Origin of the sequence: Vreelandella populi, assembly GCF_003989825.1 — a bacterium.
GTDB classification, from domain to species: Bacteria; Pseudomonadota; Gammaproteobacteria; order Pseudomonadales; family Halomonadaceae; genus Vreelandella; species Vreelandella populi.
Window position 1 is genome coordinate 140,063 of record NZ_RZHE01000006.1, and the last position, 24,468, is coordinate 164,530.

Here is a 24,468-nt window from a genome sequence, read left to right on the forward strand (position 1 = left end):
TCACAGGAGAGAGCCATGTATAAGTTAACGTTTTTTGTCCCTGTCGATGCTGCCGAAAGTGTTAAGGAGGCGGTGTTTGCAACCGGTGCTGGCCACATGGGCAATTATGAGGCCTGCTGCTTTCAAACCCGTGGCACCGGTCAGTTCCGCCCGCTTGAAGGTGCCGACCCGCATATCGGCAAGGTGGGGACTCTTGAGCATGTGGAAGAGCTCAAGGTGGAGCTTGTATGTGATGACGACCACATTCATGCTGCCATTGCGGCGCTAAAGCTTGCCCACCCCTATGAAGAAGTGCCTTACGATGCCTGGCAACTGGCCAATCTGTAATCCACCCTAAGCGCTTCCAAAATAGCGTTCGCGGTCTTCCGGCGTGATGGTACTTGTGCGAAGCGGGAAATGATCTTGTGGCCGGTCGTTATAGAAGTGGCGCAGCGTGCGCTCGATAGTGGGAAAGGCCAGCGCATCCCAGGGGATTTCATGCTCGTCAAACAGGGCCACTTCCAGACTTTCGACCCCGGCGCTAAAGCCGCCCGTAAGCTCTGCACGAAAAATCATGTACACCTGATTGATATGCGGCAGGTCAATCAGGGTATAAAGGTCACCTAGCATTACCTCGGCATGGGCTTCTTCGCGGGTTTCCCGCATAGCGGCCTGCTGGGTGGTTTCGGCATTTTCCATATACCCGGCGGGCAGCGTCCAGTAGCCTTTGCGCGGGGAAATAGCGCGCTTGCAAAGCAGTACTTTTGTGCCACTCACCGGCAGGGTACCGGCCACAATACGAGGGTTTTGATAATGAATGGTGCCGCAGGCATCACATAGATAACGCGGCCGGTCGTCGCCTTCAGGAATCGCAAAGCGTACTTTTTCACCGCATTGGCTGCAAAAATTCATGGCGTGTTCCTAGGACTTAAGGCCAAGATGACCGCGTGCTTGACGCGTGTTACCACGGCTGGGTAAAAAGAGACAAAGTGATTGGATACCCCATGTTAGAGAATCTGCGCCAAAAGCTGCAACTGCTCTCCCCGAAACGGCTGGATCAGTTCAAGATGTTGGAAGCCGCTGTGTTGATCCCTGTGGTTGACCGCGCCTCGCCTACACTCCTGTTTACGCGCAGGGCGAACCACCTGAGCACCCATAGCGGGCAGGTGGCCTTTCCCGGCGGAAAGCGTGAGCCCGAAGATAGAGATCTTTACGCCACGGCCCTGCGTGAGGCCCAGGAAGAAATTGGGCTGGACCCTACACAGGTTGAGCCGTTGGGCAGGCTCTCGGATGTGATTTCGCTGCATGGCCTTCGCGTGACACCCTGGGTGGGCATCATTCCGCCCGACCTGCCGTTGGTTGCCGACCCCGGCGAACTAGACGCCATTTTTGAAGTTCCGCTTAGCCATTTTCTGGAAGACCGGCGTACGCATACCGACGTGATTACCGTTGATGGCGTTGCCCATTACGTACCCAGCTACCACGTGGACGGCCATGTCATCTGGGGGCTTTCAGCGATGATGCTTGTCGAGTTGTTGGCTGAGGGATTTGGCATGTCCATTGACCTGTTTCAGCAACCTTCCGGAACGTTGCAGCACTATCCGGAACGTAAAAGCCGGCTTTCTCAACAGCCTGAGGCGCATCAGGCAATACCCAAGAGCATACGTAAATGATGGCTTTTAACGTCTCTTCTTCACCAGTATTTACCCCCACCGCTCAAGTGGCCATTGTGGATGCCCTGGTTGAGCAAGGCTGGTATGTCGGCCAGGACGTTATCAATCGTGACCTTTGCAAGGCCCTGCATGACGAACTCTTACATATGGCAGAGCACGACGCGCTTGAAGAGGCTGGTATTGGGCGAGGCAACCAGCATCATCTGCGCAAGGACATTCGCGGCGATGCCATTCACTGGCTTGATCGCGAAAGCGAGGCTCAACGTTACTACCTGAATGCCATGGGGGAGCTTCAACAATCGCTCAATCAGGCACTGTTTCTAGGCTTATTCGAGTACGAAGCACATTTTGCCCACTACCCTGCAGGAGCTTTCTATCAGCGCCACCTGGACAGCTTTCGCGGCCGCGCTAACCGGGTCATCTCTACCGTGGGCTACTTGAACCCTGACTGGCCTGTTGGTGGCGGTGGTGAAATGGTGATTTATCACCCGGATGCTCCGCATAAGGAGATTGCCCGCGTGATCCCTGAAGCCGGAACGTTCGCCTGCTTTTTATCGGAAACTATTCCCCACGAAGTACTGCCTACCCGTCTACCCAGGGCAAGTATTGCCGGCTGGTTTAGACGTAACGCTTCGTTAGGCGGCGTGCTGGACCCCGCGAGATAACAGCGGCTGGGCAAGGCTGACTGAAATAATACTTAGCTTTTTTTTATACCTATCTGCTTGTATAGAAATAAGATTTAATAATTTTTTAGCAAAAACATTGAAAACTTGGTCACAGCAACTACAGTAATAAGTGTCTCAGCGCAGAACAGCGCTTGACCGCGAAACTATCCCCGTAGTTGTTCGCAAGAAGTTAGAAAGTGGCAACACATTTAGGAGTAATAGTCAGTTGAAAGCACGACAGGATGTTGTGTAAGGATTGAAGCTTCAGGGAGTGATGTTAATCACAAAGAAGCGTTACTAAATTTTAAACCGGCATTATAGGCCCATGTTTAAAGATTCGGTAACAATCATATTCATCTGCTATTAATTGAATTAGGTATCGACGTAAAACGTTACGCCTACATACAAGTGCAAGGAGCATGAGTTATGAAAATGATCAAATCCGCTGTTATGGGTACTCTGATGGTTCCAGCTTTCGTACTGGCAGCAGGTACCGCATCCGCCCAAGAGAACACTGCTACAACGACCACTACCGTTGAAGCAACCTATCTGACCACTGCTCCGACAGGCACCTTTTACGCCGACGCGCTGACGGGCAACAATGTTCAAAGCACCGTTGAAGACGATGAAAACATCGGTACCATCAATGACCTGATTATTGATGAAGACGGCCAAATTCAAGCTGTTATCATCGGCGTTGGCGGCTTCCTGGGTATGGGTGAGAAGGATGTAGCTATTGAGTGGGATTCACTCGAATTGACTCACAACCAAGACAACGACAACTACGAAATTCGTGTAAACGCTTCTCAAGAAGCACTTGAAGAAGCGGACGAGTTTGACCGCGACGCGAACACCAATAACTAATCGGTTATTGTTAGTCTCAAAAAGCCTTGGCATTTGCCAAGGCTTTTTTTATGCCGTTTTAATATCGGCTTCAACATAAAATATTAGCAGCAAATTCAATAGCCAGATAGGCTAACAAACACCAGACAAAATAAAGCGCCACGTAATTTTACGTGGCGCTATTGTGTTGCTAAACCATTAACCTTTTAGTTTGGCAGTCATGCTGATATCAGCATTTAAAACTTTTGAAACCGGGCAGTTGGCTTTGGCAGCTTCAGCGGCTTCTTGGAAGCTGGACTCATCAGCGCCATCAATTTCAGCCACTACGTCCAGATGAATTTTGGAAATACTGAAGCCTTGAGAATCCTGTTTCAGGGTAACGCTTGCGCTGGTTTCAATGGAATCAGCGGTATACCCTTTATCACCCAGAATCATTGACAATGCCATTGAAAAGCAGCTGGCATGTGCGGCACCAATGAGTTCTTCCGGGTTGGTGCCTTTTTCGTCTTCAAAACGCTTTTTGAACGAGTAATTGGCATCCAGAACGCCGCTCTCGGTTTTAACGGTACCTTGACCGTCTTTAAGTCCACCTTCCCAACGTGCGCTAGCTTTACGATCCATGAGAACTCCTTGTGTACAGATAGCTATCAGCCAGCTTGATCAATATGGCTCCTACCTGATCAACTGGGTTAAAGAGCCGCTCGTTCTTGAACAAGTCGGCTGCCTTACTCAGCGTAGCTGATTTTAAGCCAACTGCCGAACCCAACTCACCAGACTTACCCCAACAAGCTGGGATATTAGCGGAAATGACGGCTGGCTTTCCTCGTTGCGCGATCACCCTTATGCTGGCTAAAAGGGTAAAAAGATAAATTGCCAAGGACGTCCAATGTCAGCAGCCGATGCGCTACGCCTGATACTGCTCTCTACACTGTGGGGGCTATCTTTTATTTTCATGCGCGTCGCAGCGCCCGAGTTCGGCGCCGTTCCTCTGGTGCTTATTCGTATGGGGGTCGGTGCACTATTGCTGGTCCCGCTACTGCTAAGCCTTCACTATCTGCGCCTTATTTGGCAGCACAAAGGGCCGCTGCTGTTTCTGGGGCTGTTCAATCACGTTCTTCCCTTTTCCCTGTTAGCGCTGGCGACTACACGTCTGGAAGCGGGGTTTACGTCATTAATCAATGCGACAACGCCTATTTTCACGGCGTTACTAGGTGCCTTATTTTTTGCAACGCCGGTTCAGCGTCAGCAATATATTGGCTTGGCGCTTGCCTTGCTGGGCGTCTACGTCCTGTCTGCCAATCGGCTGGACTTTGCCTTGGGAGGTGATGGCTGGTTTATTCTTGCCGTACTGGCCGCAACGCTTTGCTACGGTATTGCAGGCAATTACTCGAAAACACGTCTGAGCCATCTCCCCGTTCGGGTACTGGCGGCGGGCAGCTGTGCGATGTCAGCCCTAATGCTTCTGATTCCCGGCGTGTGGCTATGGCCAAGCGAGCCGATCAGCTCGCTTGCCTGGGGCAACGCATTGGCACTTGCCACACTCAGCACCACGCTGGCTTTCCTGCTCTACTTTGGCCTTTTAGCCAGCGCTGGCGCCACGGCCGCATCGACCGTTACCTTTCTGGTACCTGTGAGCGCACTCTTGTGGGGCTATCTGCTGCTTGGGGAAACCCTAAGCCTTCAGGTAATTGCTGGCATGGTTATCACACTGCTAGGCACTGCCATCGCCATCAAGCTGTTGCGACTCAGGACTCGCGGTTCACCGCTACCAACGCGTCCCCCACACGAATAGTGCTTCCCTCCCCCATCTGAAGGGTCGCGTTTTGGCCGAAATAGCCGCCTTTTAATGCGGGTTGGGTCTTGAGGGCAATCAGGGTCTTAAGCGGTTCGGCAGGCTCGCGCACTTCGGCGGTTTGCTGGTCTACCGTGGTGATCTTGCAGCGCTTGCAGGGCTTACGCAGGGTGAATGTGAAGCCGCCGTTTTCTGCCTGAAGCGTTTTCCAGCGATCTTCCGCCCAGGCCTCGTTGGTTTCAACTACGATACTGGGCCGAAAACGGTCCATGGGTACCGGCTGGCTTCCGCTCTTTTCCAAAGCATCGTTCAGCGCCTGCAAGGAGCCGGTTGACGTCACCAGGAAGGGGTATCCATCGGAGAAATGCGTATGGGCTTCTTCCCCCTCAAGAAAGTCCGCTTCCACCGAGCGTTTGAACTGAGGAGCAAAACGCACAAGCGTCAGGCCTTTTGCCTGCTCGCCGAGTGCGTCTTCCAGCCAGCGGGAAACCGCTTCGCTTTCAGGCCAGGCCTTACAGTGATCCTCCCAGACATGGACGATACGCAGGTTGCCCTGAGGCTCTTCAAGCGGTATGGAAATAGGCGCAACGCTTGGATGCGAAAGCACTAACGCATCAGCGGTTAACGCCACCTCTACCGTTGCCAAGGCGGGCAACTGGCGCTGCGTAACAAACCGCTGCTGGGTATCAACCAGCATCCACCGGCGATCCCAGGCAAGCCCGGTCGACAGTAACTCGCCTTGCTGAAGGCTGATGCTTTTTAAAGACTTAACCGGGTAAATATTGAGTTGAACGACCTTCACGATAGCCTCGGCACAAACGAAATAAGCCACTCTAGCCAGTTAGCATGCTTATCGCTAGCCCCGCTTGAAAAGCTAAAGCGTACCGCCGCTTTCAATACGATACCCAAGATCAATGACGTTACCAGCAGGTGCTTCCCCCTGAATGCTGGCCAGCAAGGCTTTAGCTGCCGCCTCACCAATTGCCTGGCGCGGCGTAATTACGCTAGCCAGGCGTGGCGTCATCGCTTGCCCGACATCATGGCCATGAAAACCGGCAATGGCCATCTCCCCAGGCACATCGATTCCCTGACGTTGGCATTCAAAGTACGCCCCTACGGCCACATCGTCGTTCGTACAAAAAATGCCGTCTGCTTCAGGGTAATCGCTTAAAATCTGCTTTAAAAGCGCCGACCCGACGCTATAAGAGGAACGCTGGCTGCTATGGAGCGCGACTGGCGTCAAGGCGTGCGCTTGCATGGCCTGATGGTAACCCTGCTCGCGCTGACGGGTTCGTTCATCCAACCGTACCCCCAGATAAATCACCCGGCGCCGACCGCGGCGAATCATTTCACTGACCATGTCAAAGGCGGCGTTAACATTATCGTAGCCCACCGCCTGCTGTAACGGCGGGCGGTGGGTGTCCATGATTTCTACGACAGGAATGCCGGCGGTTTCCAGCATACGCAGGCTGCGCTGGGTGTGATTACGATCCGAAAGAATGATCCCATCTACATTATAGGAAAGCAGCGAGGCCAAGCTGCGCTCTTCAAGTTCCGGGCTATAGCCATAGTGAGAAAGCATTAAATGGTAACCAGCGGGCTCGGCATATGCCTCAATGCCGACGATGACGTCGGCAAATACCTGGTTGGTCAACGAGGGCACCAGTACGCCAATAGAGTGACTAGTCGCCCTGGAAAGCAGGTCGGGGGCCCGGTTGGGGATATAGCCCACCTTTTCTGCCGCGCTGAAAATGCGTTCACGCAACCCTTGTGAAACGGTTTCCGGTGCTCTTAGACAGCGGCTGACTGTCATTTTGGTGGCCCCCACCTGGTCAGCAATATCTTGTAGCGTGGGTCTTTTTTTCTTCAAACGGCTACGGCCTCTATAGCAATGGAGCGCCTGGCGTGCGATTTGAAAAGTTGCCAAGCGTGTCGGTAAATCGGCTCACAATCTGCTCGGGAGAAAGCTCAATGGAGACGGTAAAGGCTTCATCGTTTCCCGGTGACTCCAGATCGGCCAACTGGCTGGCCAGCATATTCTCGCCTTTAAAAAAGTGTCCTTCCCGCGTTTCCAGACGTTCGCGCAGCAGGTCGCGGCTGCCTTCCAAAAACAGAATTTTAAGCGCGGGATCGCCTTTGCGCAGGCAGTCACGGTAACGCCATTTTAATCCTGAACAAGCAATGATCACGGTCTTATCCTGCTGACGATATTTTGCAAACAGCTCGGCCAGTGTCTCAAGCCACCCCTGGCGATCATCGTCATTTAATGGCGTTCCGCTGGCCATTTTGGCCACGTTAGCGGGAGGATGATAGTCATCGCCGTCAATAAAGGCAGCCCCCAGTGAGGATGCGACCTGTTTGCCAATCAAGGATTTCCCACACCCCGATGCCCCCATGACCAAAATACGATAAGAAGTGGGATTCATTGGATAATTTCTCCAGACGTGCGACCTAGGCTCCCTAGTTCTAAAACCTTTGTCGTCATAATGCCAGATTGATAGCAGAGTTGAATATTTAACGAGGCGTACAAACACCGACCTTGTTACCGGTAACATAATAGTGGAAGGCTAGCGACCCGGTTTGGCGGTGTCAAAACAAAACCAGCATTTTACGACCAACGTATAGGTCTGGTAAGCGAAGGCATGGCGCGCTACATTATCCTATTGCATCCCGTTTCGGAGCTGATATGCCCGCATTTGAGTCTTGCAGTGAGCTGGAGTTGGACCATCAGCTCTGTTTTGCGCTGTACTCCACCTCGTTAATGATGACAAAAATCTATAAACCGCTTCTCAAGGAGTTAGGGCTTACCTACCCACAATACCTGGCCATGTTGGTGTTGTGGCAACAGGATGGTATTACGGTAGGAATGTTAAGCAAGCGCCTGTTGACTGACCCAGGCTCGCTGACACCTTTACTTAAACGCCTTGAAGCTGACCAACTGCTAGTACGCCAGCGTAGCCGCCAAGATGAGCGCATTGTGGAGCTATTCTTGACCGACAAAGGCCGTGAAATGCGTGAGCAGGCACGCCATATCCCGAGCTGCATCGTTAATACCAGTGAAAAGTCGGTAGAAACCCTGTCTCAGTTAAAAGACGATCTCGTGCAGCTACGCAATAGTTTGCAGAAAGGCCAATAATTTTGAAAAGGCACAGGGAAAAGATTTACTGAAATTTATCTTGCGCGCAAAACAAAGCTGCAATAAATTAAAGGCCAAAGCAGTATTTCAATTAGAAGCAGGAAAGGAAACTTGTTATGTCTATCGAAAAAGTTGTTTACCGTGCCCATGCCACCGCAACTGGCGGCCGTGAAGGCCAAGCCAAATCCTCTGACGGCGCACTGGATGTAAAACTTAGCACTCCCAAAGAGCTGGGCGGAGCAGGCGGCAATGGCACCAACCCAGAGCAACTCTTTGCGGCGGGCTACTCTGCCTGTTTTCTAGGTGCCTTGAAGCATGTTGCAAGCCAGGAGAAGGTAAAGCTTCCCCAGGACACCTCCATTGAAGGTAGCGTAGGTATTGGTGCCATTCCCACCGGCTTCGGTATTGAAGTCGAGCTGACAATCAGCCTGCCGGGGCTTGAAAAGAGCGTGGCCCAAAACCTGGTCGATAAAGCCCACGTTGTTTGCCCCTACTCTAACGCTACGCATGGCAACATTGACGTTACACTGACGCTGGCTTGATTCTGATTTAACTACCCAGCGCTCGTGCGACCGCCCTGCTTGCATGCAGGGCGGTGGTGTCATAAAGCTTCACGTACGTATGCGACTGCTCGACCAGCAGTGCGATCTCGGTACAACCCAGGATAACCGCCTGAGCGCCCTGCTCATGCAAATGATCAATGACCTTAAGATAACGTTGCCGAGAGTCGTCGTTTACTTCCCCCTGGCAAAGCTCATCAAAGATAATACGATGCACGGTCGTCCGCTCGGCTTCATCCGGCACAATGACCTCAATGCCGAACTTATCCTGCAAACGCGCCTTATAGAAATCCTGCTCCATGGTGAAGCGCGTACCCAGCAAGCCTACGCAGGTAATGCCGTCCTGTTTTAACTGCTCGGCCGTCGCATCGGCAATGTGCAGCAGTGGAATCCCAATGGCCTGTTCGATGGCTGGAGCCACTTTATGCATGGTGTTGGTCGCCAGAAGCAAGAAGTCAGCTCCGGCCCGCTCCACCGCCTGGGCAGCTTCAGCGAGTATTTTTCCAGCTGTCTCCCAGTCGCCCTGTTGCTGCAAGGCTTCGATTTCTGCGAAATCCACGCTGAACATGGCAATCCTGGCTGAGTGAAAGCCGCCTAGCGCCTGCTTCACGCCTTCATTCAGAGCGCGGTAATAGCTCTGCGTTGATTCCCAGCTCATTCCACCCAGCACGCCAATTACCTGCATTGTGTCTCCTTGTTCCTATATACATTTATTTTATTAACCGGCTAATAACATACCCTCTTGTACTCATTTCTTACTACCCTCATAAAGCACTTAGCGAGGAATTACTTAAGATGCCAAAGGATAGAACACTCTGACTTTTAGGCATTACCCACTAACGAAACAGCGAGGCAATGATGAGCGATACGTCCTATACCCCACCACGCGTTTGGAAATGGGAACCCGGCAATGGCGGAAAGTTTGCCAACATCAACCGCCCTGTTGCAGGACCAACCCACGATAAAGCGCTGCCCGTTGGCAAGCATCCGCTGCAGCTCTACTCGCTGGCGACGCCCAACGGCGTAAAAGTGACCGTTATGCTCGAGGAGCTTTTGGAACAAGGCATAAAAGAAGCTGAATACGATGCCCATTTAATACAGATTGGTGAAGGCGATCAGTTCGGCAGTGGCTTTGTGGATGTAAACCCCAACTCCAAAATCCCCGCACTGATGGATCACAGCACTAATCCGCCTCAGCGTGTTTTTGAATCTGGCGCCATTCTTCTCTATCTGGCTGAAAAGTTTTCCGCTTTCCTGCCAAGCGACCCGGCCAAGCGCACCGAGTGCCTTTCCTGGCTGTTCTGGCAAATGGGTAGCGCCCCCATACTGGGCGGTGGCTTTGGCCACTTCTATGCTTACGCACCCGAGAAGTACCAGTACCCTATCGACCGTTACACCATGGAAGTAAAGCGTCAGCTGGATGTGCTGGACCGTCATCTAGCCAACAACCGCTATATGGCTGGCGATGACTACACCATCGCCGATATGGCCATCCACCCCTGGTACGGGGCGTTGGTCACCAATCGCGTTTATGAAGTGGCCGAGTTTCTGGAAGCCCACACTTACAAGAACGTGCTGCGCTGGGCCGAAGAGATTGATGCCCGTCCGGCCGTTAAGCGAGGCCGCATGGTTAACCGCACCTTTGGTGAACCCAGCGAGCAGTTGCACGAACGCCACGATGCCAGTGATTTCGAGCATAAAACCCAGGACAAGATCTAGCGGCGCCGCTGAAAGTGTAGAAACGCAAAAACGGCCCCAAGGGGCCGTTTTTGATTTGTACGCAGCACTGAGATTTAAAAGGGAAGAACACCAGCCGCTTACGTTAGCGGTTTGACTGACGCACCCCTTCAAGGCTTGAATTTGTGTGAGAAACACCCTCTTTGACCACGCTTAACGAGCCATCGGTTTCCAGAATAACCGCATGCGCTTCGCCTACACTCCCAAGGCCGTTGCTACGGATCGCGGCACGCACTTCATCCTGGGTAACGCGAGACTCCCGCAGCGCTTTGGTAAGAAACTCACCGCGATAAAGCAGCATTAAAGGCTCGCCGGTCACTAGGCGCTTTACCCAGCGCTTGCGTACGCTTAGCCAGGTAATCGCGAACTGCAGAAAAATCAGCAGTCCCAGTGCAAGTGCGCCCTCAGCCAAGGCAACATCCTTGGAAAGCAGAATCGTCGCAAGCGTTGAGCCAAGCGCCACGGTCACGATAAGGTCAAACGCATTCATCTTGGAAAGCGTCCGGTTACCTGAAAGGCGTAGAAACAGCACCAGTACGCCGTATGCCAGCAAACCCACAATGAGCGTACGGAAAAGATTTTCCCAACCGTTAAAAAATATAGAATCCATAACGTCCTTGTCGCAGACACGCAGTGTGCCGAAGAGTGAAAACCTGTTACCACTGACAAGCTAGCGGCTATTCAGGCTGCGCGCCAGTATCTGGCCGGGTCAGGCGTGCTGCTGTTCCCACCAGGCAGCATATGAACTGTTGTGCGGCGCCTTGCCAGTTTCATCAGGCGCGTCGTCTTCCCACCATACAGGCCCGCGTTCGCCAAGCGCCTCCTTGGCGGCCTGCACACACTCACGAGCCTTACGCAACGCTTCATCATCGCCTTGATTTTTGGCACTCTTCACCGCACGGCGGGCATCCATAAGCGCATTGACATGGGTCTGCCGCTCATCCTCACTCAAACGAGGATTGGTGCAGCGCCACAGGCGGTTTTTAGCCACGAAATAACGCCCGTCAGGCGTATGCGGATAGGTATTGGCCATGGGCTCCTCCGAGTTGCCGATAGCCGCGCTGACCTACCGCGGCCAGGCCTGTTCTAGAAGCTTCTTGAAAGCGTGATGGCGCCGTACTTGTCCTGCTGGTCCTGCCCATCGAACTCACGCGTGCGCTGAACCGCAGCGTACGTCACCTGCCACTCATCCCAGGCAAGAGCGAGACCCGCGGCAGCTTCGCCTACCCACTCTTTGCGGTCAACCGAGTGGCTATTGGAGAACACGTTGCCATCCAGCGTTAGGTTGTGCGCTACGTAATAGCCTTCGACATTGGCAAATAGATACCACTGCCAGCCAGTCATGCTTAGCATGCGACCGCGGTTGCCTGGGTTAGGTGTGAGCGTAGGAATACCGCTGGCATCATCACCCCAGCGCACGCCATAACCCGCGCTTGCGTAGGTATTAAGATTACCCAGCGCAACGCTGACGCCTGGGCCGTGAGCCAATCGCTTACCGGCGAAAGGCACGTTATGCCACCATTGACGGCGCATGGTGAGGTTAAGCAGCGGCTCGTCGTCTAGCTGGTTGTCCCAACCACGAGGCCGGTCACTGTTGGTGATACGATGCACTTCACGCTGAATGCTATCGGCAAGCGATGAAGGGCCAACGAGACCAACATCCAAGTGCAGGTCGGTTGCCTGCTGCCAACTATTACCTACCGGAATATCCTCATAAAGCGACATGCCTACATACACCAAACCTGCATAAGGGCGGTCATCTTCAATCAGCTCGAGGCGTTCAATATTGTCCGGCGTGTAGATCTGATGCACCAGCCTAAAAGCCACCGAATCCGCCTGACCAATCACGCTGTCAGGTAACGACGTTGCCAGGCGCTGCGTCCAGTTTTCAGGATTGGGTTTAAACGCCCAGTTAAGCTCGAAACCACTGGTGAAATGGCCATCGTCGCTGCTAGCCATTCCGTCGTTTTCATGCTTGATGGAAAGAACATTGTTATCTGCACTTGCCAATACAGGTAATAGGCTTAATGCGGCCATGAGAGGAAATTGGCGCCAGCGTAGCAGGCGAGGGTTATGCATTGCTCGTTCCTTGAGTAGAGAGGGCAAAAGGCGTTAGCGCCTGTAACAGGCGCTAATAAACATTGCTGATTGTATGTAAAAGTGCAAAAACATAGCAAGCAAACATTCTTTTTTCCTTCCCCAATTTTTTTGCTTTGAAGAAGCAATTCTGAAAGTCTTACAGAATGTTTTTTGCCCTTGGCTGACCATAGTCTTTAACGACAGTTTTAATGATAATTGTTGATGACAGTTGTTAATACCAATTGCTACCTACAGGGTAGTAGAACTCATCAAAGTTTGAAGCTTAACGCTCACCAAAAAGCCACTGCGGCGTGATTTCATGCTGGCCATTTTCATCGGTAATATAAAGCGAGCCTTCGCTTACCATGACCGCCCAGTTAATAGCGCGGGGAAGCCCTTGAGCAATCGTCGCCAGCGCTTCTTGAGGTAAGGCCGCCACGTGAACATTTTTAAGCGTCATCACGCTTGGCAACACCTTGTTTTCCCAGACATCAATTCGTCCGTAGGCCAGCAGCGATACACGCTCGGCACGACGCGAGCACCAGGTCAGGCGCTCGGCATCGGGCAGGCCTACCTCGACCCAGTGAAGAACCCGGCCATCTAGGCTCTTCTCCCACAGCGCCGGCTCATCCACATCAGAAAGCCCTCGCCCAAAGGCCAGCGATTCGCTGTACCACAGTACGTAAGCAATCAGCCGCGCACTCATCCGCTCTTCGGTTTCAGAGGGATGGCGTGCAATGGTAAAACGCAGGGTTTCATACACTCCGCGATCCAGGTCGGTGAGATTAATATCTACTTTATAAGGTGTCGCACTTAAAGCCATTGGTGTATCCACAGATAAATTTTGGTTAGTTTACCTGATGCCTAACCCGATAGGTGTCAGGCGTTGCGGTAATCAGCGGTTAACGTGCCGTGCTGTAACGTATCAGCCTCATGTGCCGGCTCGCGCCACGTTTCCTCAAGTGCAGCCTGATACCATGCCTGCATGGCAGGTAGCGCCAGCATCCGCTTAACGTAAGCGCGGGATACTTCGCTTAGCGGCAAGCCAAACGTTTGCACTCGAAACACCACCGGGGCGTAAAAGGCATCTACCGCAGTGAACTCGTTACCGGCTAAAAAAGGCCCGCTAAAACGTGCAACCCCCTCCTGCCAGCGCGCATCAAGACGCTCTATATCGCTGCTGAGCCCGGCCGACACTCTATCAAGCGCCACACGTACGCCGCAGTTCATGGAACACTCGTCACGCAGGGTGGTGAAACCACTGTGCATCTCTGCGCAGGCAGAACGTGCCCAGGCGCGAGCCACCTTATCTTTCGGCCATACCTGTGGGTGCTGCTCAGCCACGTACTCAATAATTGCCAGCGAATCCCATACCGCAATATCGCCATCGACCAGGCAGGGCACCAAACCAGAAGGAGAGAAGCGCGTAAAGGCTTCACGGCTGGCCCCCAACCCGCCCCTAAAAGGCACCAGCTGCTCATTAAAAGGAATATCGAGCGTTTGCATCAGCACCCAAGGGCGCAGTGACCAGGAAGAGTAATTCTTATTGGCGATATACAGGTCTGGCATTTGAGCGTCCTTTCAATCAGAGGAGAGAATCTTCTGGATAAAGTATATATTCGAAACAACTACTTTTGTCTGCCCCCCCTTGCCTGTGTCTTCCTAGTCTCCAGCTTCTTAAACCAAGGTCGTGTGTTTAACGCTTGCCTTCATGTTCTAACATGCTGCCGACACAATGTTACCGATAACATCAATACTCGGTTCGACAACACTTACCCTGGAGCACGCACATGGATGGATGGACGCAAACGATGTCGGCAGGCCCACTGCTGGGCATTGCCGCCGCTGCCGTCTTGCTACTTCTGATACTGATCATCAAATTCAAGGTCCATGCTTTTCTTGCCTTGATTGTGATCAGCCTATTGACTGCCTTTGCCACCAACATCCCCTTTGAAGCCATCGTGCCTACCATGATTCAAAGCTTCGGTGGAACGCTCGGCTCCGTTGCTCTGCTGGTGGGTCTGGGTGCCATGCTGGGCAAGTTGGTCGAATACTCTGGGGGAGCTCGGGTACTGTCCGACAAGATGATCGACCTGTTCGGTGAGAAGCGCGCGCCGTTTGCTTTGGGTATCGCCTCGCTGCTGATGGGTTTTCCGATTTTCTTCGATGCGGGCTTGATCGTCATGCTGCCGATCATCTTTGCCGTGGCGCGCCGCCTTGGCGGACCCATTCTTCTGTACGCCATGCCCGCCGCCGCCGCTTTCTCGGTGATGCACGTGTTCCTGCCTCCTCACCCGGGTCCGGTCACTGCCTCTGAGCTTTATGATGCCAACCTAGGGCTCTTGATGCTCACCGGCGTGATCATCGCCTTTCCGATGTGGTGGGTCTCCGGTTATATGTGGGGTAAGTTTGTGGCCAAGCGCTACCCCTTCCCGCTGGGAAAGAGCCTATTTGGTGAAGTAAAAGAGGAAGAAATCACCAACCCACCTGCCGTGGGCACCGTCATTTTCATGCTGACGCTACCCCTGATTCTGATTTTCATGAACACCGGCCTGGATTTTCTACGCTCGGTGGGCGCGGTGGATAGTAGTCAGGGCTGGTTCCAACTGATGCGCGCCATGGGCAGCACGCCCGTTGCACTGCTTATTTCCACACTGGTGGCCATGCTGGTGCTTGGTCATCGTCGGGGTATGGAGGGCAATGCGCTTGAGAAGGTACTGGATTCCGCGCTGGCACCGATCTGCTCGGTGGTGCTGATTACAGGTGCGGGCGGCATGTTTGGCGGCGTTCTGCGTGCCTCGGGCATTGGCGATGCGCTCTCTGGCTCGCTTAGCGATTTAGGTCTGCCGATCATTCTGGCAGCCTACATAATTGCCGTCATCATGCGCCTGGCCCAGGGTTCCGCCACCGTCGCGCTGGTAACCGCGGCTGGCCTGATGGCACCTGCCGTCATTGGCGGGGACTTCAGCGCCATGCAGGTAGTCGCCATTACCGTCGCCACCGCGGCAGGCTCAGTATTTGCCGGCCACGTTAACGACTCCGGATTCTGGCTGGTCGGCCGCCTTCTGGGCATGGATGTTAAAACCACGCTCAAGACCTGGACCGTTCAACAAGCGCTTGAATCCGTGGTTGGCTTTGTTTTCGCCTACCTTATTTTCATGCTGTTTTAGGGGATTGTGATGACCCAGACACTGTTCAATATTCGTGATCGCCTGGCTTTGGTAACCGGCTCATCCAGAGGGCTGGGTAATGCTCTGGCAAGGGGACTGGCTCAACAGGGCGCGCGCGTCATTCTGCACGGGCGGGACCTAGCGCTTGTTCAAGCAGAGGCCCGCGCCGTAGCGCAGGAAACCGGTGCCGAGGTTGAGGCCGTAAGTTTTGATGTCACCGATGCCAAGGCCGCCCAGCAGGCGCTGGAGACGTTGATTAATCAACACGGCGTGCCGGATATTCTGGTCAACAATGCGGGGCTGCAACGTCGCGCTCCGTTCAATGAATTTACCCCGTCCGACTGGGACGCGCTGGTCGCCACCAACCTGTCGAGCCTGTTTTATGTCTCCCAGGTAATTACCCGTGCCATGGGCGAGCGCGGCTCGGGCAAGGTCATCAACATTGGCTCGGTGCAGTCCAAGTTGGCCCGCGAAACCATCGCTCCCTACTCTGCCACCAAGGGCGGCGTTGCGTTGCTCACTCAGGGCATGGCTGCGGATCTGGCGCGTTTCAATATCCAGGTCAACTGTATCTCTCCAGGCTACTTCAAGACCGAGATGAACACCGCACTCTGGCAGGACCCGGCGTTCAATCAGTGGGTCGAGAAACGTACCCCCGCCCAGCGCTGGGGGCACTTCGATGAACTGGTTGGCACCCTGGTGTATCTGTGCTCTGACGCCTCAAGCTTCGTCTCCGGGCAGAATATTTTCGTTGACGGTGGCATGACCTCGGTCGTGTAACGGCCGCCCCCATAGGAAGCAGCGCTATGCAAGCATTAGTCATTCACGGTAAACAGGATCTGCGCGAAGAAACGCTCGCCCTCCCCGAGCTGGCAGCTGGAAAAATCAGGCTGCGCATGGCGTTTGGCGGGATTTGTGGCTCGGATCTTCACTATTACCATGAAGGTGCCAACGGAGCCTTTGTCGTGCGCGAGCCGCTGATACCTGGCCATGAGATGGCCGGCGTGGTCGAACACGACCCAAGCGGCAAGCTGGCGCCGGGAACGTCAGTCACCCTGCACCCCGCCACCTTTGGCACCCCCCAACAAGGTATCGAGGACAAGCCGCACTTATGGCCGGAAGGCGCCTACCTGGGCTCCGCTTCCACCTGGCCACATACCCAAGGCGGCATGAGCGAGTATTTGGATGTAGACCCCGGCATGGTGCGGGTTCTACCCGTGTCCCTTCCGCTCAAGCGGGCGGCTCTGGCCGAGCCTCTGGCGGTTGGCCTGCACGGCATTAAAGTGGCAGGTGGCGTTGAGCGACAGCGTGTTCTGGTCTGCGGGGCAGGCCCCATCGGGCTACTCGCCGCGGCGGCGGCACTCGCCAAAGGTGCTAGCGAAGTGAGCATTACTGATGTGCTAAAAGGCCCGCTATCACGGGCACGCGCGCTCGGCGTGCAGTATACCTATCGTGTAGGTGTGGATGAGGTTCCCCAAGAAGCTTTCGATGTGGTGTTGGAGTGTACAGGGGTGCCGGCGTCCATCAACGGTGCCATTCTGGCGGTTCGACGTGCAGGTATCATCGCCCAGATCGGCATGATGCCCGCGACCCCACAGCCGCTTGCCTTGGCGCCGCTGATAGCTAAGGAAATCCAGATGCGTGGCTGCTTCCGTTTTTATGATGAAATCAATGAAGCCATTGCACTGTTGGCCGCCGACCCTCGTTTTGATGACATCATCACCCATGTGCTGCCCGCCAGTGATGCTCAGAACGCCTTCGCCATCGCCAAGGATTCTGAAACCTCCGGCAAGGTGCTTATCGAACTTTGGCCGTAACGCGCCAAGGGTCAAATAATAAAAGAAGCGGGCCATGAGCCCGCTTCTTTTGGCTAACACCTGCGTTTAAAAGTTGGCCTTGCGCTTCTCGACAAACGCGCTCATGCCCTCTTTCTGCTCTTCGCCAGCAAAGCAGACGGCAAATAGGGCGGTTTCCAAGGCAAGGGCGCTATCCAGATCCTGATCCATCCCGGCGTGAACCGCTTGTTTGGCCCCACGTACGGATTGCGGCCCGTTGCCTTTAAGCTGCTTAGTGAGCTCTTCCACATAGTTTTCAAGCTCGGCTTGGGGCATGACGCGGTTGACCAGGCCGATGCGCAGCGCTTCCTGGGCGTCGATCTTGCGCCCCGTGGTTACCAGGTCGATGGCCATGGCAGGGCCAACGCGGCGAGGCAGGCGCTGGGTGCCGCCAAAGCCGGGAATAACGCCCAGCAGCACTTCAGGCTGGCCGAATACGGCGTTATCGCTGGCTACCGCCCAGTCGCAGGCCAGCGCCAGTTCGCAGCCGCCGCCAAGGCAAAACCCATTCACCAGCGCGACCACCGGCACCGGCAATGTTTCAAGACGCTTGATGGTACGCAGCGCCTGGCTTGCAAAGGCGCGCGCCTCTTCCGGGGTCTTATCGCGCATCTCCGTAATATCGGCCCCAGCCACAAAGGATTTCTCGCCTGCCCCGGTAATCAATACGGCGCGTAGGTTGGCTTGGGCTTCAAGCTCAACCAAGTGGGCTTCCAGCGCGGCAAGCACCTCGCTGTTCAGGGCGTTCAGTGCCTTGGGGCGGTTAATGGTCAGTCGCACTACCCCATCGTTATCGGTTTTTTCAATCACTGCTTCGCTCATGTTGATTCCTTAATTGTTATCGCGATATTAGGCTTGCCTCTGCCCATCACCCTAGCGAACGCTTGATTGACAGGCAATGGCTTCTTTTAGCGCTCTTGTTGAGCCTATTTTTTTAATCGTAGCGATGAAAGCCCCGCCCCGTTTTGCGGCCAAGATAACCGGCGTCCACCATTCGTTTGAGCAGTGGGCAGGGGCGGTATTTGGGATCGCCAAAGCCTTCTTGCAGCACGTTCATGATGGCCAGGCAAACATCCAGGCCAATCAAGTCAGCCAGCGCCAGCGGGCCCATGGGGTGAGCTGCGCCCAGCTTCATGGCGTCATCAATGGCTTCCGGTGTGGCGGCTCCTTCCTGAACAATAAACGCCGCTTCATTGATCATCGGCACCAGCAGGCGGTTGACGGCAAACCCGGGCGAATCACCGATGGGAACCGCCGTTTTACCCAGCGCCTGGGCAAGTTGTTCGATACGTTGAACAGTGGCATCGGAGGTCTGCTCGGCTCGAATCACTTCCACCAGTTTAAGCACCGGTACCGGGTTGAAAAAGTGCATGCCGACAACGCGCTCAGGGCGCTCGCATACGGCTGCCAGGCGGGTCAGTGATAGTGATGAGGTGTTGGATGCCAGAATGGCATCAGGGCTTAGTCTGCTTAACTCGTGAAACAGCTTTTCCTTGAGGGCTGGCTGCTCAGGGGCCGCTTCAATAATCACGCCACAACCACCAAGCGCATCAAGAGAAGTGGTCGTCGAGAGGCGCTCAAGTGCCGCTTGTTTATCCTCTTCGCTAATCTTCTGTTTTTCAACCAGTTTGCCCAGGCCCTTTTCAATACTGGCCCTGGCCCGGCTTAACGCCTCCTCAGCCACATCGTACAGGTGTACATCAAACCCGCTGGCCGCTACCACCTGGGCAATGCCCTGGCCCATGGTGCCCGCGCCTACCACGCCGATCCTGTCACTCATGCTCGCCTCTCCTTGTTGATTGATTAATGCCGCCTGGCCTCTTCGCGCAGTACGAATTTTTGTATCTTGCCCGTCGAGGTTTTGGGCAGCTCGCTGAACACGACCGTCTTGGGTACCTTATAGCTGGCTAAATGCTCGCGACAGTGGGCAATAATGTCAGCCTCGGTGACTTCACCATAGCCCACTTTGAGTTTTACAAAGGCACACGGGGTTTCTCCCCACTTCTCGTCCGCCTTGGCGACCACGGCGGCTTCCTCTACCGCGGGATGCGCGTAAATAGCGCTTTCCACCTCAATGGTCGAGATATTTTCCCCACCGGAAATAATGATGTCCTTGGAGCGATCCTTTATTTCGATATAGCCGTCTGGATGCCAGACGGCCAGGTCCCCGGTATGGTACCAGCCGCCTTCAAAGGCCTGCTGGGTGGCCTGCGGATCTTTCAGGTAGCCTTTCATCACCGTGTTGCCGCGCATAAGCACTTCACCAATGGTGTCGCCGTCTTTGGGTACGGGTGCCAGTGTTAGCGGGTCAGCCACACACAGCGCTTCAAGCATATGGTAGCGCACGCCCTGGCGGGCCTTGATGGTGGCGCGCTGCTCCAGCGGCAGTTCATTCCAGGCCTCGTGCCAGGCGCATACGGTTACCGGGCCATACACTTCGGTTAGCCCATATACATGGGTGACTTCGATACCCAGGGTTTCCACGCCGGCAATCACCGATGCCGGGGGCGCGGCACCTGCGGTGGTCACTTTCACCGGATGATCGAATTCTCGCTTATCTTCGGCAGGCAGGTTGACTAGGCCGTTAAGAATGATCGGCGCGCCGCTAAAGTGGGTAACGCGTTCCTCATCAATCAGTTGCATGATCTTTTTAGGATCGACTCTGCGCAGGCAGACATTTACGCCCGCATTGGCCGCGATGGTCCAAGGAAAGCACCAGCCGTTGCAGTGAAACATCGGCAGGGTCCATAGATAGACCGGGTGGTGCGGCATCGCCCACTCCATCACATTACTCACCGCGTTCAGGTAAGCGCCCCGGTGGTGGTAGACCACGCCCTTGGGCTTGCCGGTGGTGCCGGAGGTGTAATTAAGCGAGATGGCCTGCCACTCATCTTCGGGCAGCCGATAGGCATACTCCGCATCGCCCTCGGCAAGCAGCGCCTCGTACTCAACTTCTCCTATCGCCTGGGTGTCGCCCAGAAATTCTGTATCCGCGACGTCAATGATCAACGGCTTGTGCTCAAGCCGGGCAACGGCCGTCTGAATCACCTCAGTAAACTCGGGGTCGACGAGAATCGCCTGGGCCTCGCCATGTTCAAGCATATAGCTGATCGCGTCGGCATCCAGGCGAATATTGAGCGTATTCAGCACGCAGCCCGCCAGCGGCACACCAAAGTGCGCTTCAAACATGGCTGGAATATTGGGCAGCATGGCGGCCACCGTTTGCCCTGGCTGTATGCCGCGCCGTTCAAGTGCCGAAGCAAGCTGACGACAGCGCGCCCAGGTTTCGGCCCAGCTACGGCGAATCTGACCATGCACCACAGCGGGGTAATCGGGGTAAATAGAAGCCGAACGCTCCATAAAGGTAAGCGGCGAAAGCGCCACGTGGTTCGCGGGTGTCGCGGGAAGATGTTGTTCAAAGATGGAAGGCATGCAGGGCTCCTTTATAAGCAGCGTTTGCCGGCGCTGAAACATAGCCCAGCCGGTAAACGCCTATTTTTATAATCTGCTGATAGCCACTGTTGTATAGGGTGCTTTGCGCGCTGTATATAGTCCAGAAGCAGTACCGCCGCCTTTAAGGCGGCGGTCAATGGTGATTAGCGGGCTAGGCAACCTCATAGTCACTTAAACACTGTATTCCCGCCTCAATTACCGCCCGCTGAGCACGCCCCACCGGCAGCCATTGGGTAATGGCAAAGCGAGCGCTTTGTAGCTTGGCGGTATAGAAAGGGTCGGCACTGCCCTGATCAACGGCCGCCTGAGCGCTAAGGGCGGCCAAGCCCATTTGCCAAGCGCATAAAACATGGCCGGTTAGCGTTAGAAAGGGGGTGGCATAGCCTTGTACGGCATCGGGGCCTGTTGCAGGGTCACTGCCCTGTTCAAGCACCTGCTGTTGGGCAGCGGTCAAATCCTCAAGACCCGCGGCCAGCGCATGTCCTAAAGGTGCCAATGCAGCATTTGCATTCAGCTTTTCAACCGTGGCGGCCACTTCTCTTAACAAACCGCCGAACGCCTCGCCCCGGTCGCGCTGCAGCTTACGGCCCGCTAAATCCAGTGCCTGAATCCCATTGGTGCCTTCATAGATCGGTGCAATGCGCGCATCACGCAACAACTGGGCTGCACCGGTTTCTTCCACGTAGCCCATGCCGCCATGCACCTGAATACCGGTTGATGCGATCTCTACCGCCTGGTCGGTCGAAAAACTCTTGACCACGGGAATCAGCACGTCAGCGCGGGCTTGAGCTGCCTGGCGCTCGCTCGGCTCATTGCCGTGACGGGCGGTATCCAACTGCGCGGCGCAGTAGAGTGCCAAGGCGCGCAGAGCATCGGTACGGGCGCGCATGGAAAGCAGCATACGGCGAACGTCCAGATGTTCGCTGATCGAGCACTCCTGCCCCCCGCGAGCAGCCGACACGCGCCCCTGCTGGCGGTCGCGGGCATAAGCCAACGCATGCTGACAGGCCCGCTCAGCCACGCCGATACCTTGAATGCCCACTTTATGGCGCGCTTCGTTCATCATGGTGAACATATGATTTAGACCGCGCCCTTCTTCTCCTACCAGGTAACCAATCGCGCCGCCCTGTTCGCCAAAGCTTAATGTACAGGTAGGCGAGCCGTGGATGCCCAGCTTGTGCTCAATAGAGGCGCAGACAACGTCATTGCGTTTGCCCAGCGAGCCGTCGGCGTTGACGAGAAACTTGGGGACCAGAAACAGCGAAATGCCCTTGTTGCCTTCGGGGGCATCGGGCTTGCGCGCCAGTACCAGGTGGATAATATTCTCAGCGGCGTCGTGCTCGCCCCAGGTGATATAGATTTTCTGACCGCTTATCCGGTAGTGATCCCCTTCCGGCACGGCCTTGGTGCGTACTTTGGAAAGGTCCGACCCCGCCTGGGGCTCCGTCAGGTTCATGGTCCCGGTCCAGGTGCCTTCCACAAGCTTGGGAAGATACGTGGCTTGAAGCTGCTCGCTGCCGTGGTGGGCCAGCGCTTCGATAGCACCAGCGGTGAGCATGGGACAAAGCCCCAACGCCATATTGGCGCCGTGAAGCATCTCTTGAACCGCGCTTGCGACAACTTCAGGCAGGTTCTGGCCACCCAACGCCTCGGATACGCCGATACCGTTCCAGCCGCCATCAACGTAGGCTTGATAAGCAGCGGCAAACCCGTCCGGAATGGTCACGCTGCCGTCGGGTTGGCGTTTGGCGCCTTGGCGGTCGCCGGTGGCGTTTAGCGGCCCCCAGACATCGCTTGCAAGTTTGGCTGCCTCATCCAATACGGCTTCCACGACGTCGGGGGTGGTATCGCTGAAGTCAGGCAGGTTGAGCGAGCGATGCCCGAGCAGCTCTTCGAGCACAAAACGCAAGTCGCGTACCGGCGCGGCGTAGTGGTTCATGGCAACACCTCGATGAGAAAATAAAACAGTCGTTTGTTATAAACGTTCTGTCCGATAGTAGTTTCTCACCTTTAGCCACACCATTAGCCCAACGTCTCACGCCGGTTGCGAAGCCCGTGGCTTATTTACGCACGCTCACCTGCTCTACGTCATCGTAATAGGCAATATGGTTATCCTCTTCGGCAGGCGGACCCACCACTGGCTCGGCTACTCCCACATCGGGCACTGCTTCGGAAAGATCTTCCAGGTGCTCGTGCTCAAGTGCGCCCTGAATCAGCTCTTCGGTGATTACAAGCTCTGCCCCAGCGTTAGACATGGGCGTAGTGGCCGTAAACGGTGCCACCGGCATGGGCGCCGGGCGAACGCTACGCCGCCAGGAGAAGAACAGTAAAAATATCAGGCTGAGCCCGCCAAATGACCAGAAGAGCCCGGCATCACCGACTGCCGTCATGACCGGGGAAATCATCAACGGGCTGAGCGTTGCGCCAATCGAGTTGATCAGCAAGAGCCCCTGACTCATACGGACAAGCGCCCCGGCTGGCGCCCGGTCGGCCGCGTGGCTCACCGCTACCGGGTAAAGCGCAAACACGCCGCCGCCCAGCAGGAACAGCAAGACCGCCAGTAATGGCGTTGAAAGCGGCAACCACAGCATGGCCGCCGAAATCAGCACGCAAAACCCGCTGATGCCGATAAGAACCATCTGGCGATCATGCCGGTCGGACCAGCGGCCAATCGGGTACTGCAGCAGCATCGCCCCTAAAATTACCAGCGCCATCATCTGGCCTACCTGGTTAACGCTCATGCCAATACGCTGCAGGTAAAGCGGCAGCAGGCTATAGGCAGCGGCGACCACCATGCCTGAGCCCAGGCTGCCCAACACGCCGGTCGGCGTCAGCATGATCAAACGATACGGCGGCAGCGGCTCGGCGTGTTCAATCAAGGGCGACACTCGTGGAATCATCGCCATGGGAAGTACAGAGAGTGATGCCAGCATGCCAATCACCATAAACGGCGCCGTAACCCCCATGGCGTTGGTCACCCCGAGCAGCAACTGGCCGATGACGCCTGCGGCATACAATGAAATCATGTACAGCGCGAGCAAGCGACCACGCACCTTCTGCTCACCCGCCGTCAAAAGCCAGCTCTCGATAACCAGATAAACGCCGACCGTAGCCCAGCCGCCAATCAGGCGCAGCACAAACCAAGCCCAGGGGTCGAAAAAGAGTCCTTGAAGCAGCACCGTGACGGCCACTAAGGAGGCAAAGCTGCCGTAGGCACGAATATGCCCAATACGCAGCAGCAGGCGGTCGTTGAACATCGCGCCCAGCGCCAGGCCAATGAAATAGGCCGACGAGACAATTCCGATCACCGTGGCGGACTCGCCAGCAGCGTCCAGGCGCACGGTGATCAAGGTCGCCAGAAAACCGTTGCCAATACCCAGGATAAACAGGCCTAGAAGAGGCGCAAGCGCCATGGCCAGTAGTTGCCGCGACATGAAAAAAACCTCACCTTACCGAACGAGTTGTTAAGAAGCGCATTCTGCTTGAGAACCATTTTCGCCTCCTACACCACCAGCAGGCATTAAACGGGCGCGCAATTATTGCTTT

27 protein-coding genes are annotated in these 24,468 nt (G+C 55.1%); 11 read left to right on the plus strand and 16 right to left on the minus strand.

Features of this window, described 5'->3' with window-relative positions; all coding sequences use genetic code 11:
- Positions 1-15: 15 nt before the first annotated feature.
- Positions 16-327, plus strand: a complete 312-nt coding sequence (locus tag ELY25_RS05670) for a YqfO family protein (protein WP_126950315.1) — start codon at positions 16-18, stop codon at positions 325-327.
- Positions 328-333: 6 nt separating this feature from the next.
- On the opposite strand, the gene ELY25_RS05675 is transcribed toward ELY25_RS05670, so the two are convergent.
- Positions 334-891, minus strand: coding sequence for an NUDIX hydrolase (locus ELY25_RS05675; protein WP_126950316.1), 558 nt, complete (start codon positions 889-891; stop codon positions 334-336).
- 92 nt (positions 892-983) lie between these two features.
- On the opposite strand from ELY25_RS05675, the gene ELY25_RS05680 reads away from it, so the two are divergent.
- The 3 genes from ELY25_RS05680 (at position 984) to ELY25_RS05690 (ending at position 3,181) form a co-directional block, all read left to right on the plus strand.
- Positions 984-1,652: a CoA pyrophosphatase gene (locus ELY25_RS05680; protein ID WP_126950317.1), complete on the plus strand. Its 669-nt coding sequence runs from the start codon at positions 984-986 to the stop codon at positions 1,650-1,652.
- Positions 1,649-2,317 (plus strand): 2OG-Fe(II) oxygenase, encoded by a 669-nt coding sequence (locus tag ELY25_RS05685; protein WP_126950318.1) that lies wholly within the window; start codon positions 1,649-1,651, stop codon positions 2,315-2,317. The genes ELY25_RS05680 and ELY25_RS05685 overlap by 4 nt, the downstream gene beginning before the upstream one ends.
- A 426-nt stretch (positions 2,318-2,743) precedes the next feature.
- A complete protein-coding gene (locus ELY25_RS05690; RefSeq protein WP_126950319.1) occupies positions 2,744-3,181 on the plus strand; it encodes a PRC-barrel domain-containing protein in 438 nt (145 codons plus the stop codon).
- 177 nt (positions 3,182-3,358) lie between these two features.
- Here ELY25_RS05690 and ELY25_RS05695 read toward each other — a convergent pair whose 3' ends face one another.
- On the minus strand, positions 3,359-3,781 hold the full coding sequence (locus tag ELY25_RS05695) for an OsmC family protein (RefSeq protein ID WP_126950320.1): 423 nt from the start codon (positions 3,779-3,781) through the stop codon (positions 3,359-3,361).
- Between the two features lie 265 nt (positions 3,782-4,046).
- Between ELY25_RS05695 and ELY25_RS05700 the strand changes: the two genes are divergently transcribed.
- Positions 4,047-4,952, plus strand: coding sequence for a DMT family transporter (locus ELY25_RS05700; RefSeq protein ID WP_126950321.1), 906 nt, complete (start codon positions 4,047-4,049; stop codon positions 4,950-4,952).
- On the opposite strand, the gene ELY25_RS05705 is transcribed toward ELY25_RS05700, so the two are convergent.
- The 3 genes from ELY25_RS05705 to ELY25_RS05715 all read right to left on the minus strand — a co-directional run bounded on the left by ELY25_RS05705 (position 4,906) and on the right by ELY25_RS05715 (position 7,378).
- Entirely contained in the window at positions 4,906-5,754 is an 849-nt protein-coding gene (locus ELY25_RS05705) for an MOSC domain-containing protein (RefSeq protein WP_126950322.1), read from the minus strand. The genes ELY25_RS05700 and ELY25_RS05705 overlap by 47 nt on opposite strands.
- A 72-nt stretch (positions 5,755-5,826) precedes the next feature.
- Entirely contained in the window at positions 5,827-6,822 is a 996-nt protein-coding gene (gntR, locus tag ELY25_RS05710) for a gluconate operon transcriptional repressor GntR (protein WP_126950323.1), read from the minus strand.
- 13 nt (positions 6,823-6,835) lie between these two features.
- Positions 6,836-7,378: a gluconokinase gene (locus ELY25_RS05715; protein ID WP_126950324.1), complete on the minus strand. Its 543-nt coding sequence runs from the start codon at positions 7,376-7,378 to the stop codon at positions 6,836-6,838.
- Positions 7,379-7,638: 260 nt separating this feature from the next.
- On the opposite strand from ELY25_RS05715, the gene ELY25_RS05720 reads away from it, so the two are divergent.
- Both ELY25_RS05720 and ELY25_RS05725 read left to right on the plus strand, forming a co-directional pair.
- Positions 7,639-8,088 carry a MarR family winged helix-turn-helix transcriptional regulator gene (locus tag ELY25_RS05720; RefSeq protein ID WP_126950325.1) on the plus strand — a complete coding sequence of 150 codons (450 nt, stop codon included), beginning with the start codon at positions 7,639-7,641 and terminating at the stop codon, positions 8,086-8,088.
- A gap of 116 nt (positions 8,089-8,204) precedes the next feature.
- Positions 8,205-8,630 (plus strand): organic hydroperoxide resistance protein, encoded by a 426-nt coding sequence (locus ELY25_RS05725; RefSeq protein WP_126950326.1) that lies wholly within the window; start codon positions 8,205-8,207, stop codon positions 8,628-8,630.
- Positions 8,631-8,637: 7 nt separating this feature from the next.
- On the opposite strand, the gene ELY25_RS05730 is transcribed toward ELY25_RS05725, so the two are convergent.
- Complete coding sequence (locus ELY25_RS05730; RefSeq protein WP_126950327.1) at positions 8,638-9,333, minus strand: aspartate/glutamate racemase family protein; 696 nt, start codon at positions 9,331-9,333, stop codon at positions 8,638-8,640.
- 173 nt (positions 9,334-9,506) lie between these two features.
- On the opposite strand from ELY25_RS05730, the gene yghU reads away from it, so the two are divergent.
- The gene (yghU, locus tag ELY25_RS05735; protein WP_126950328.1) at positions 9,507-10,367 is read left to right on the plus strand and encodes a glutathione-dependent disulfide-bond oxidoreductase; all 861 of its coding nucleotides are present in this window, start codon (positions 9,507-9,509) and stop codon (positions 10,365-10,367) included.
- A gap of 103 nt (positions 10,368-10,470) precedes the next feature.
- Here yghU and ELY25_RS05740 read toward each other — a convergent pair whose 3' ends face one another.
- From ELY25_RS05740 to ELY25_RS05760, 5 genes are all read right to left on the minus strand, one after another.
- Entirely contained in the window at positions 10,471-10,995 is a 525-nt protein-coding gene (locus tag ELY25_RS05740; protein ID WP_126950329.1) for a DUF421 domain-containing protein, read from the minus strand.
- A gap of 99 nt (positions 10,996-11,094) precedes the next feature.
- Positions 11,095-11,418, minus strand: a complete 324-nt coding sequence (locus ELY25_RS05745) for a hypothetical protein (protein ID WP_126950330.1) — start codon at positions 11,416-11,418, stop codon at positions 11,095-11,097.
- A 53-nt stretch (positions 11,419-11,471) separates the two neighbouring features.
- Positions 11,472-12,464: a lipid A deacylase LpxR family protein gene (locus tag ELY25_RS05750; protein ID WP_126950331.1), complete on the minus strand. Its 993-nt coding sequence runs from the start codon at positions 12,462-12,464 to the stop codon at positions 11,472-11,474.
- A gap of 283 nt (positions 12,465-12,747) precedes the next feature.
- On the minus strand, positions 12,748-13,287 hold the full coding sequence (locus ELY25_RS05755; protein WP_126950332.1) for a YaeQ family protein: 540 nt from the start codon (positions 13,285-13,287) through the stop codon (positions 12,748-12,750).
- A gap of 56 nt (positions 13,288-13,343) precedes the next feature.
- Positions 13,344-14,033: a glutathione S-transferase family protein gene (locus tag ELY25_RS05760; RefSeq protein WP_126950333.1), complete on the minus strand. Its 690-nt coding sequence runs from the start codon at positions 14,031-14,033 to the stop codon at positions 13,344-13,346.
- A 221-nt stretch (positions 14,034-14,254) separates the two neighbouring features.
- Between ELY25_RS05760 and ELY25_RS05765 the strand changes: the two genes are divergently transcribed.
- Genes ELY25_RS05765 through ELY25_RS05775 form a run of 3 tightly spaced genes read left to right on the plus strand, consistent with a single transcriptional unit; the run spans position 14,255 to position 17,451 of the window.
- The gene (locus ELY25_RS05765) at positions 14,255-15,634 is read left to right on the plus strand and encodes a GntP family permease (RefSeq protein ID WP_126950334.1); all 1,380 of its coding nucleotides are present in this window, start codon (positions 14,255-14,257) and stop codon (positions 15,632-15,634) included.
- Positions 15,635-15,643: 9 nt separating this feature from the next.
- The gene (locus tag ELY25_RS05770) at positions 15,644-16,414 is read left to right on the plus strand and encodes an SDR family oxidoreductase (protein WP_126950335.1); all 771 of its coding nucleotides are present in this window, start codon (positions 15,644-15,646) and stop codon (positions 16,412-16,414) included.
- A gap of 26 nt (positions 16,415-16,440) precedes the next feature.
- A complete protein-coding gene (locus tag ELY25_RS05775) occupies positions 16,441-17,451 on the plus strand; it encodes an L-idonate 5-dehydrogenase (RefSeq protein ID WP_126950336.1) in 1,011 nt (336 codons plus the stop codon).
- A 66-nt stretch (positions 17,452-17,517) separates the two neighbouring features.
- On the opposite strand, the gene ELY25_RS05780 is transcribed toward ELY25_RS05775, so the two are convergent.
- The 5 genes from ELY25_RS05780 to ELY25_RS05800 form a co-directional block, all read right to left on the minus strand.
- Positions 17,518-18,291, minus strand: coding sequence for an enoyl-CoA hydratase-related protein (locus ELY25_RS05780; protein ID WP_126950337.1), 774 nt, complete (start codon positions 18,289-18,291; stop codon positions 17,518-17,520).
- A gap of 112 nt (positions 18,292-18,403) precedes the next feature.
- Positions 18,404-19,249 (minus strand): 3-hydroxyacyl-CoA dehydrogenase family protein, encoded by an 846-nt coding sequence (locus tag ELY25_RS05785; protein WP_126950338.1) that lies wholly within the window; start codon positions 19,247-19,249, stop codon positions 18,404-18,406.
- Between the two features lie 23 nt (positions 19,250-19,272).
- Entirely contained in the window at positions 19,273-20,901 is a 1,629-nt protein-coding gene (locus ELY25_RS05790) for an acyl-CoA synthetase (RefSeq protein ID WP_126950339.1), read from the minus strand.
- Between the two features lie 172 nt (positions 20,902-21,073).
- On the minus strand, positions 21,074-22,861 hold the full coding sequence (locus tag ELY25_RS05795; protein WP_126950340.1) for an acyl-CoA dehydrogenase: 1,788 nt from the start codon (positions 22,859-22,861) through the stop codon (positions 21,074-21,076).
- Between the two features lie 121 nt (positions 22,862-22,982).
- Complete coding sequence (locus ELY25_RS05800) at positions 22,983-24,356, minus strand: MFS transporter (protein WP_126950341.1); 1,374 nt, start codon at positions 24,354-24,356, stop codon at positions 22,983-22,985.
- Positions 24,357-24,468 lie beyond the last annotated feature (112 nt).

Coding starts and splice junctions, on each gene's coding strand:
- ELY25_RS05700 (WP_126950321.1), top strand. CDS start 4,047: ATGTCAGCAGCCGATGCGCTACGCCTGATACTGCTCTCTACACTGTGG.
- ELY25_RS05775 (WP_126950336.1), top strand. CDS start 16,441: ATGCAAGCATTAGTCATTCACGGTAAACAGGATCTGCGCGAAGAAACG.
- ELY25_RS05800 (WP_126950341.1), bottom strand. CDS start 24,356: ATGTCGCGGCAACTACTGGCCATGGCGCTTGCGCCTCTTCTAGGCCTG.
- yghU (WP_126950328.1), top strand. CDS start 9,507: ATGAGCGATACGTCCTATACCCCACCACGCGTTTGGAAATGGGAACCC.
- ELY25_RS05675 (WP_126950316.1), bottom strand. CDS start 891: ATGAATTTTTGCAGCCAATGCGGTGAAAAAGTACGCTTTGCGATTCCT.
- ELY25_RS05695 (WP_126950320.1), bottom strand. CDS start 3,781: ATGGATCGTAAAGCTAGCGCACGTTGGGAAGGTGGACTTAAAGACGGT.
- ELY25_RS05760 (WP_126950333.1), bottom strand. CDS start 14,033: ATGCCAGACCTGTATATCGCCAATAAGAATTACTCTTCCTGGTCACTG.
- ELY25_RS05725 (WP_126950326.1), top strand. CDS start 8,205: ATGTCTATCGAAAAAGTTGTTTACCGTGCCCATGCCACCGCAACTGGC.
- ELY25_RS05680 (WP_126950317.1), top strand. CDS start 984: ATGTTAGAGAATCTGCGCCAAAAGCTGCAACTGCTCTCCCCGAAACGG.
- ELY25_RS05715 (WP_126950324.1), bottom strand. CDS start 7,378: ATGAATCCCACTTCTTATCGTATTTTGGTCATGGGGGCATCGGGGTGT.
- ELY25_RS05790 (WP_126950339.1), bottom strand. CDS start 20,901: ATGCCTTCCATCTTTGAACAACATCTTCCCGCGACACCCGCGAACCAC.
- ELY25_RS05750 (WP_126950331.1), bottom strand. CDS start 12,464: ATGCATAACCCTCGCCTGCTACGCTGGCGCCAATTTCCTCTCATGGCC.
- ELY25_RS05670 (WP_126950315.1), top strand. CDS start 16: ATGTATAAGTTAACGTTTTTTGTCCCTGTCGATGCTGCCGAAAGTGTT.
- ELY25_RS05765 (WP_126950334.1), top strand. CDS start 14,255: ATGGATGGATGGACGCAAACGATGTCGGCAGGCCCACTGCTGGGCATT.
- ELY25_RS05740 (WP_126950329.1), bottom strand. CDS start 10,995: ATGGATTCTATATTTTTTAACGGTTGGGAAAATCTTTTCCGTACGCTC.
- ELY25_RS05720 (WP_126950325.1), top strand. CDS start 7,639: ATGCCCGCATTTGAGTCTTGCAGTGAGCTGGAGTTGGACCATCAGCTC.
- ELY25_RS05755 (WP_126950332.1), bottom strand. CDS start 13,287: ATGGCTTTAAGTGCGACACCTTATAAAGTAGATATTAATCTCACCGAC.
- ELY25_RS05690 (WP_126950319.1), top strand. CDS start 2,744: ATGAAAATGATCAAATCCGCTGTTATGGGTACTCTGATGGTTCCAGCT.
- ELY25_RS05730 (WP_126950327.1), bottom strand. CDS start 9,333: ATGCAGGTAATTGGCGTGCTGGGTGGAATGAGCTGGGAATCAACGCAG.
- ELY25_RS05745 (WP_126950330.1), bottom strand. CDS start 11,418: ATGGCCAATACCTATCCGCATACGCCTGACGGGCGTTATTTCGTGGCT.
- ELY25_RS05795 (WP_126950340.1), bottom strand. CDS start 22,861: ATGAACCACTACGCCGCGCCGGTACGCGACTTGCGTTTTGTGCTCGAA.
- ELY25_RS05685 (WP_126950318.1), top strand. CDS start 1,649: ATGATGGCTTTTAACGTCTCTTCTTCACCAGTATTTACCCCCACCGCT.
- ELY25_RS05780 (WP_126950337.1), bottom strand. CDS start 18,291: ATGAGCGAAGCAGTGATTGAAAAAACCGATAACGATGGGGTAGTGCGA.
- ELY25_RS05785 (WP_126950338.1), bottom strand. CDS start 19,249: ATGAGTGACAGGATCGGCGTGGTAGGCGCGGGCACCATGGGCCAGGGC.
- ELY25_RS05770 (WP_126950335.1), top strand. CDS start 15,644: ATGACCCAGACACTGTTCAATATTCGTGATCGCCTGGCTTTGGTAACC.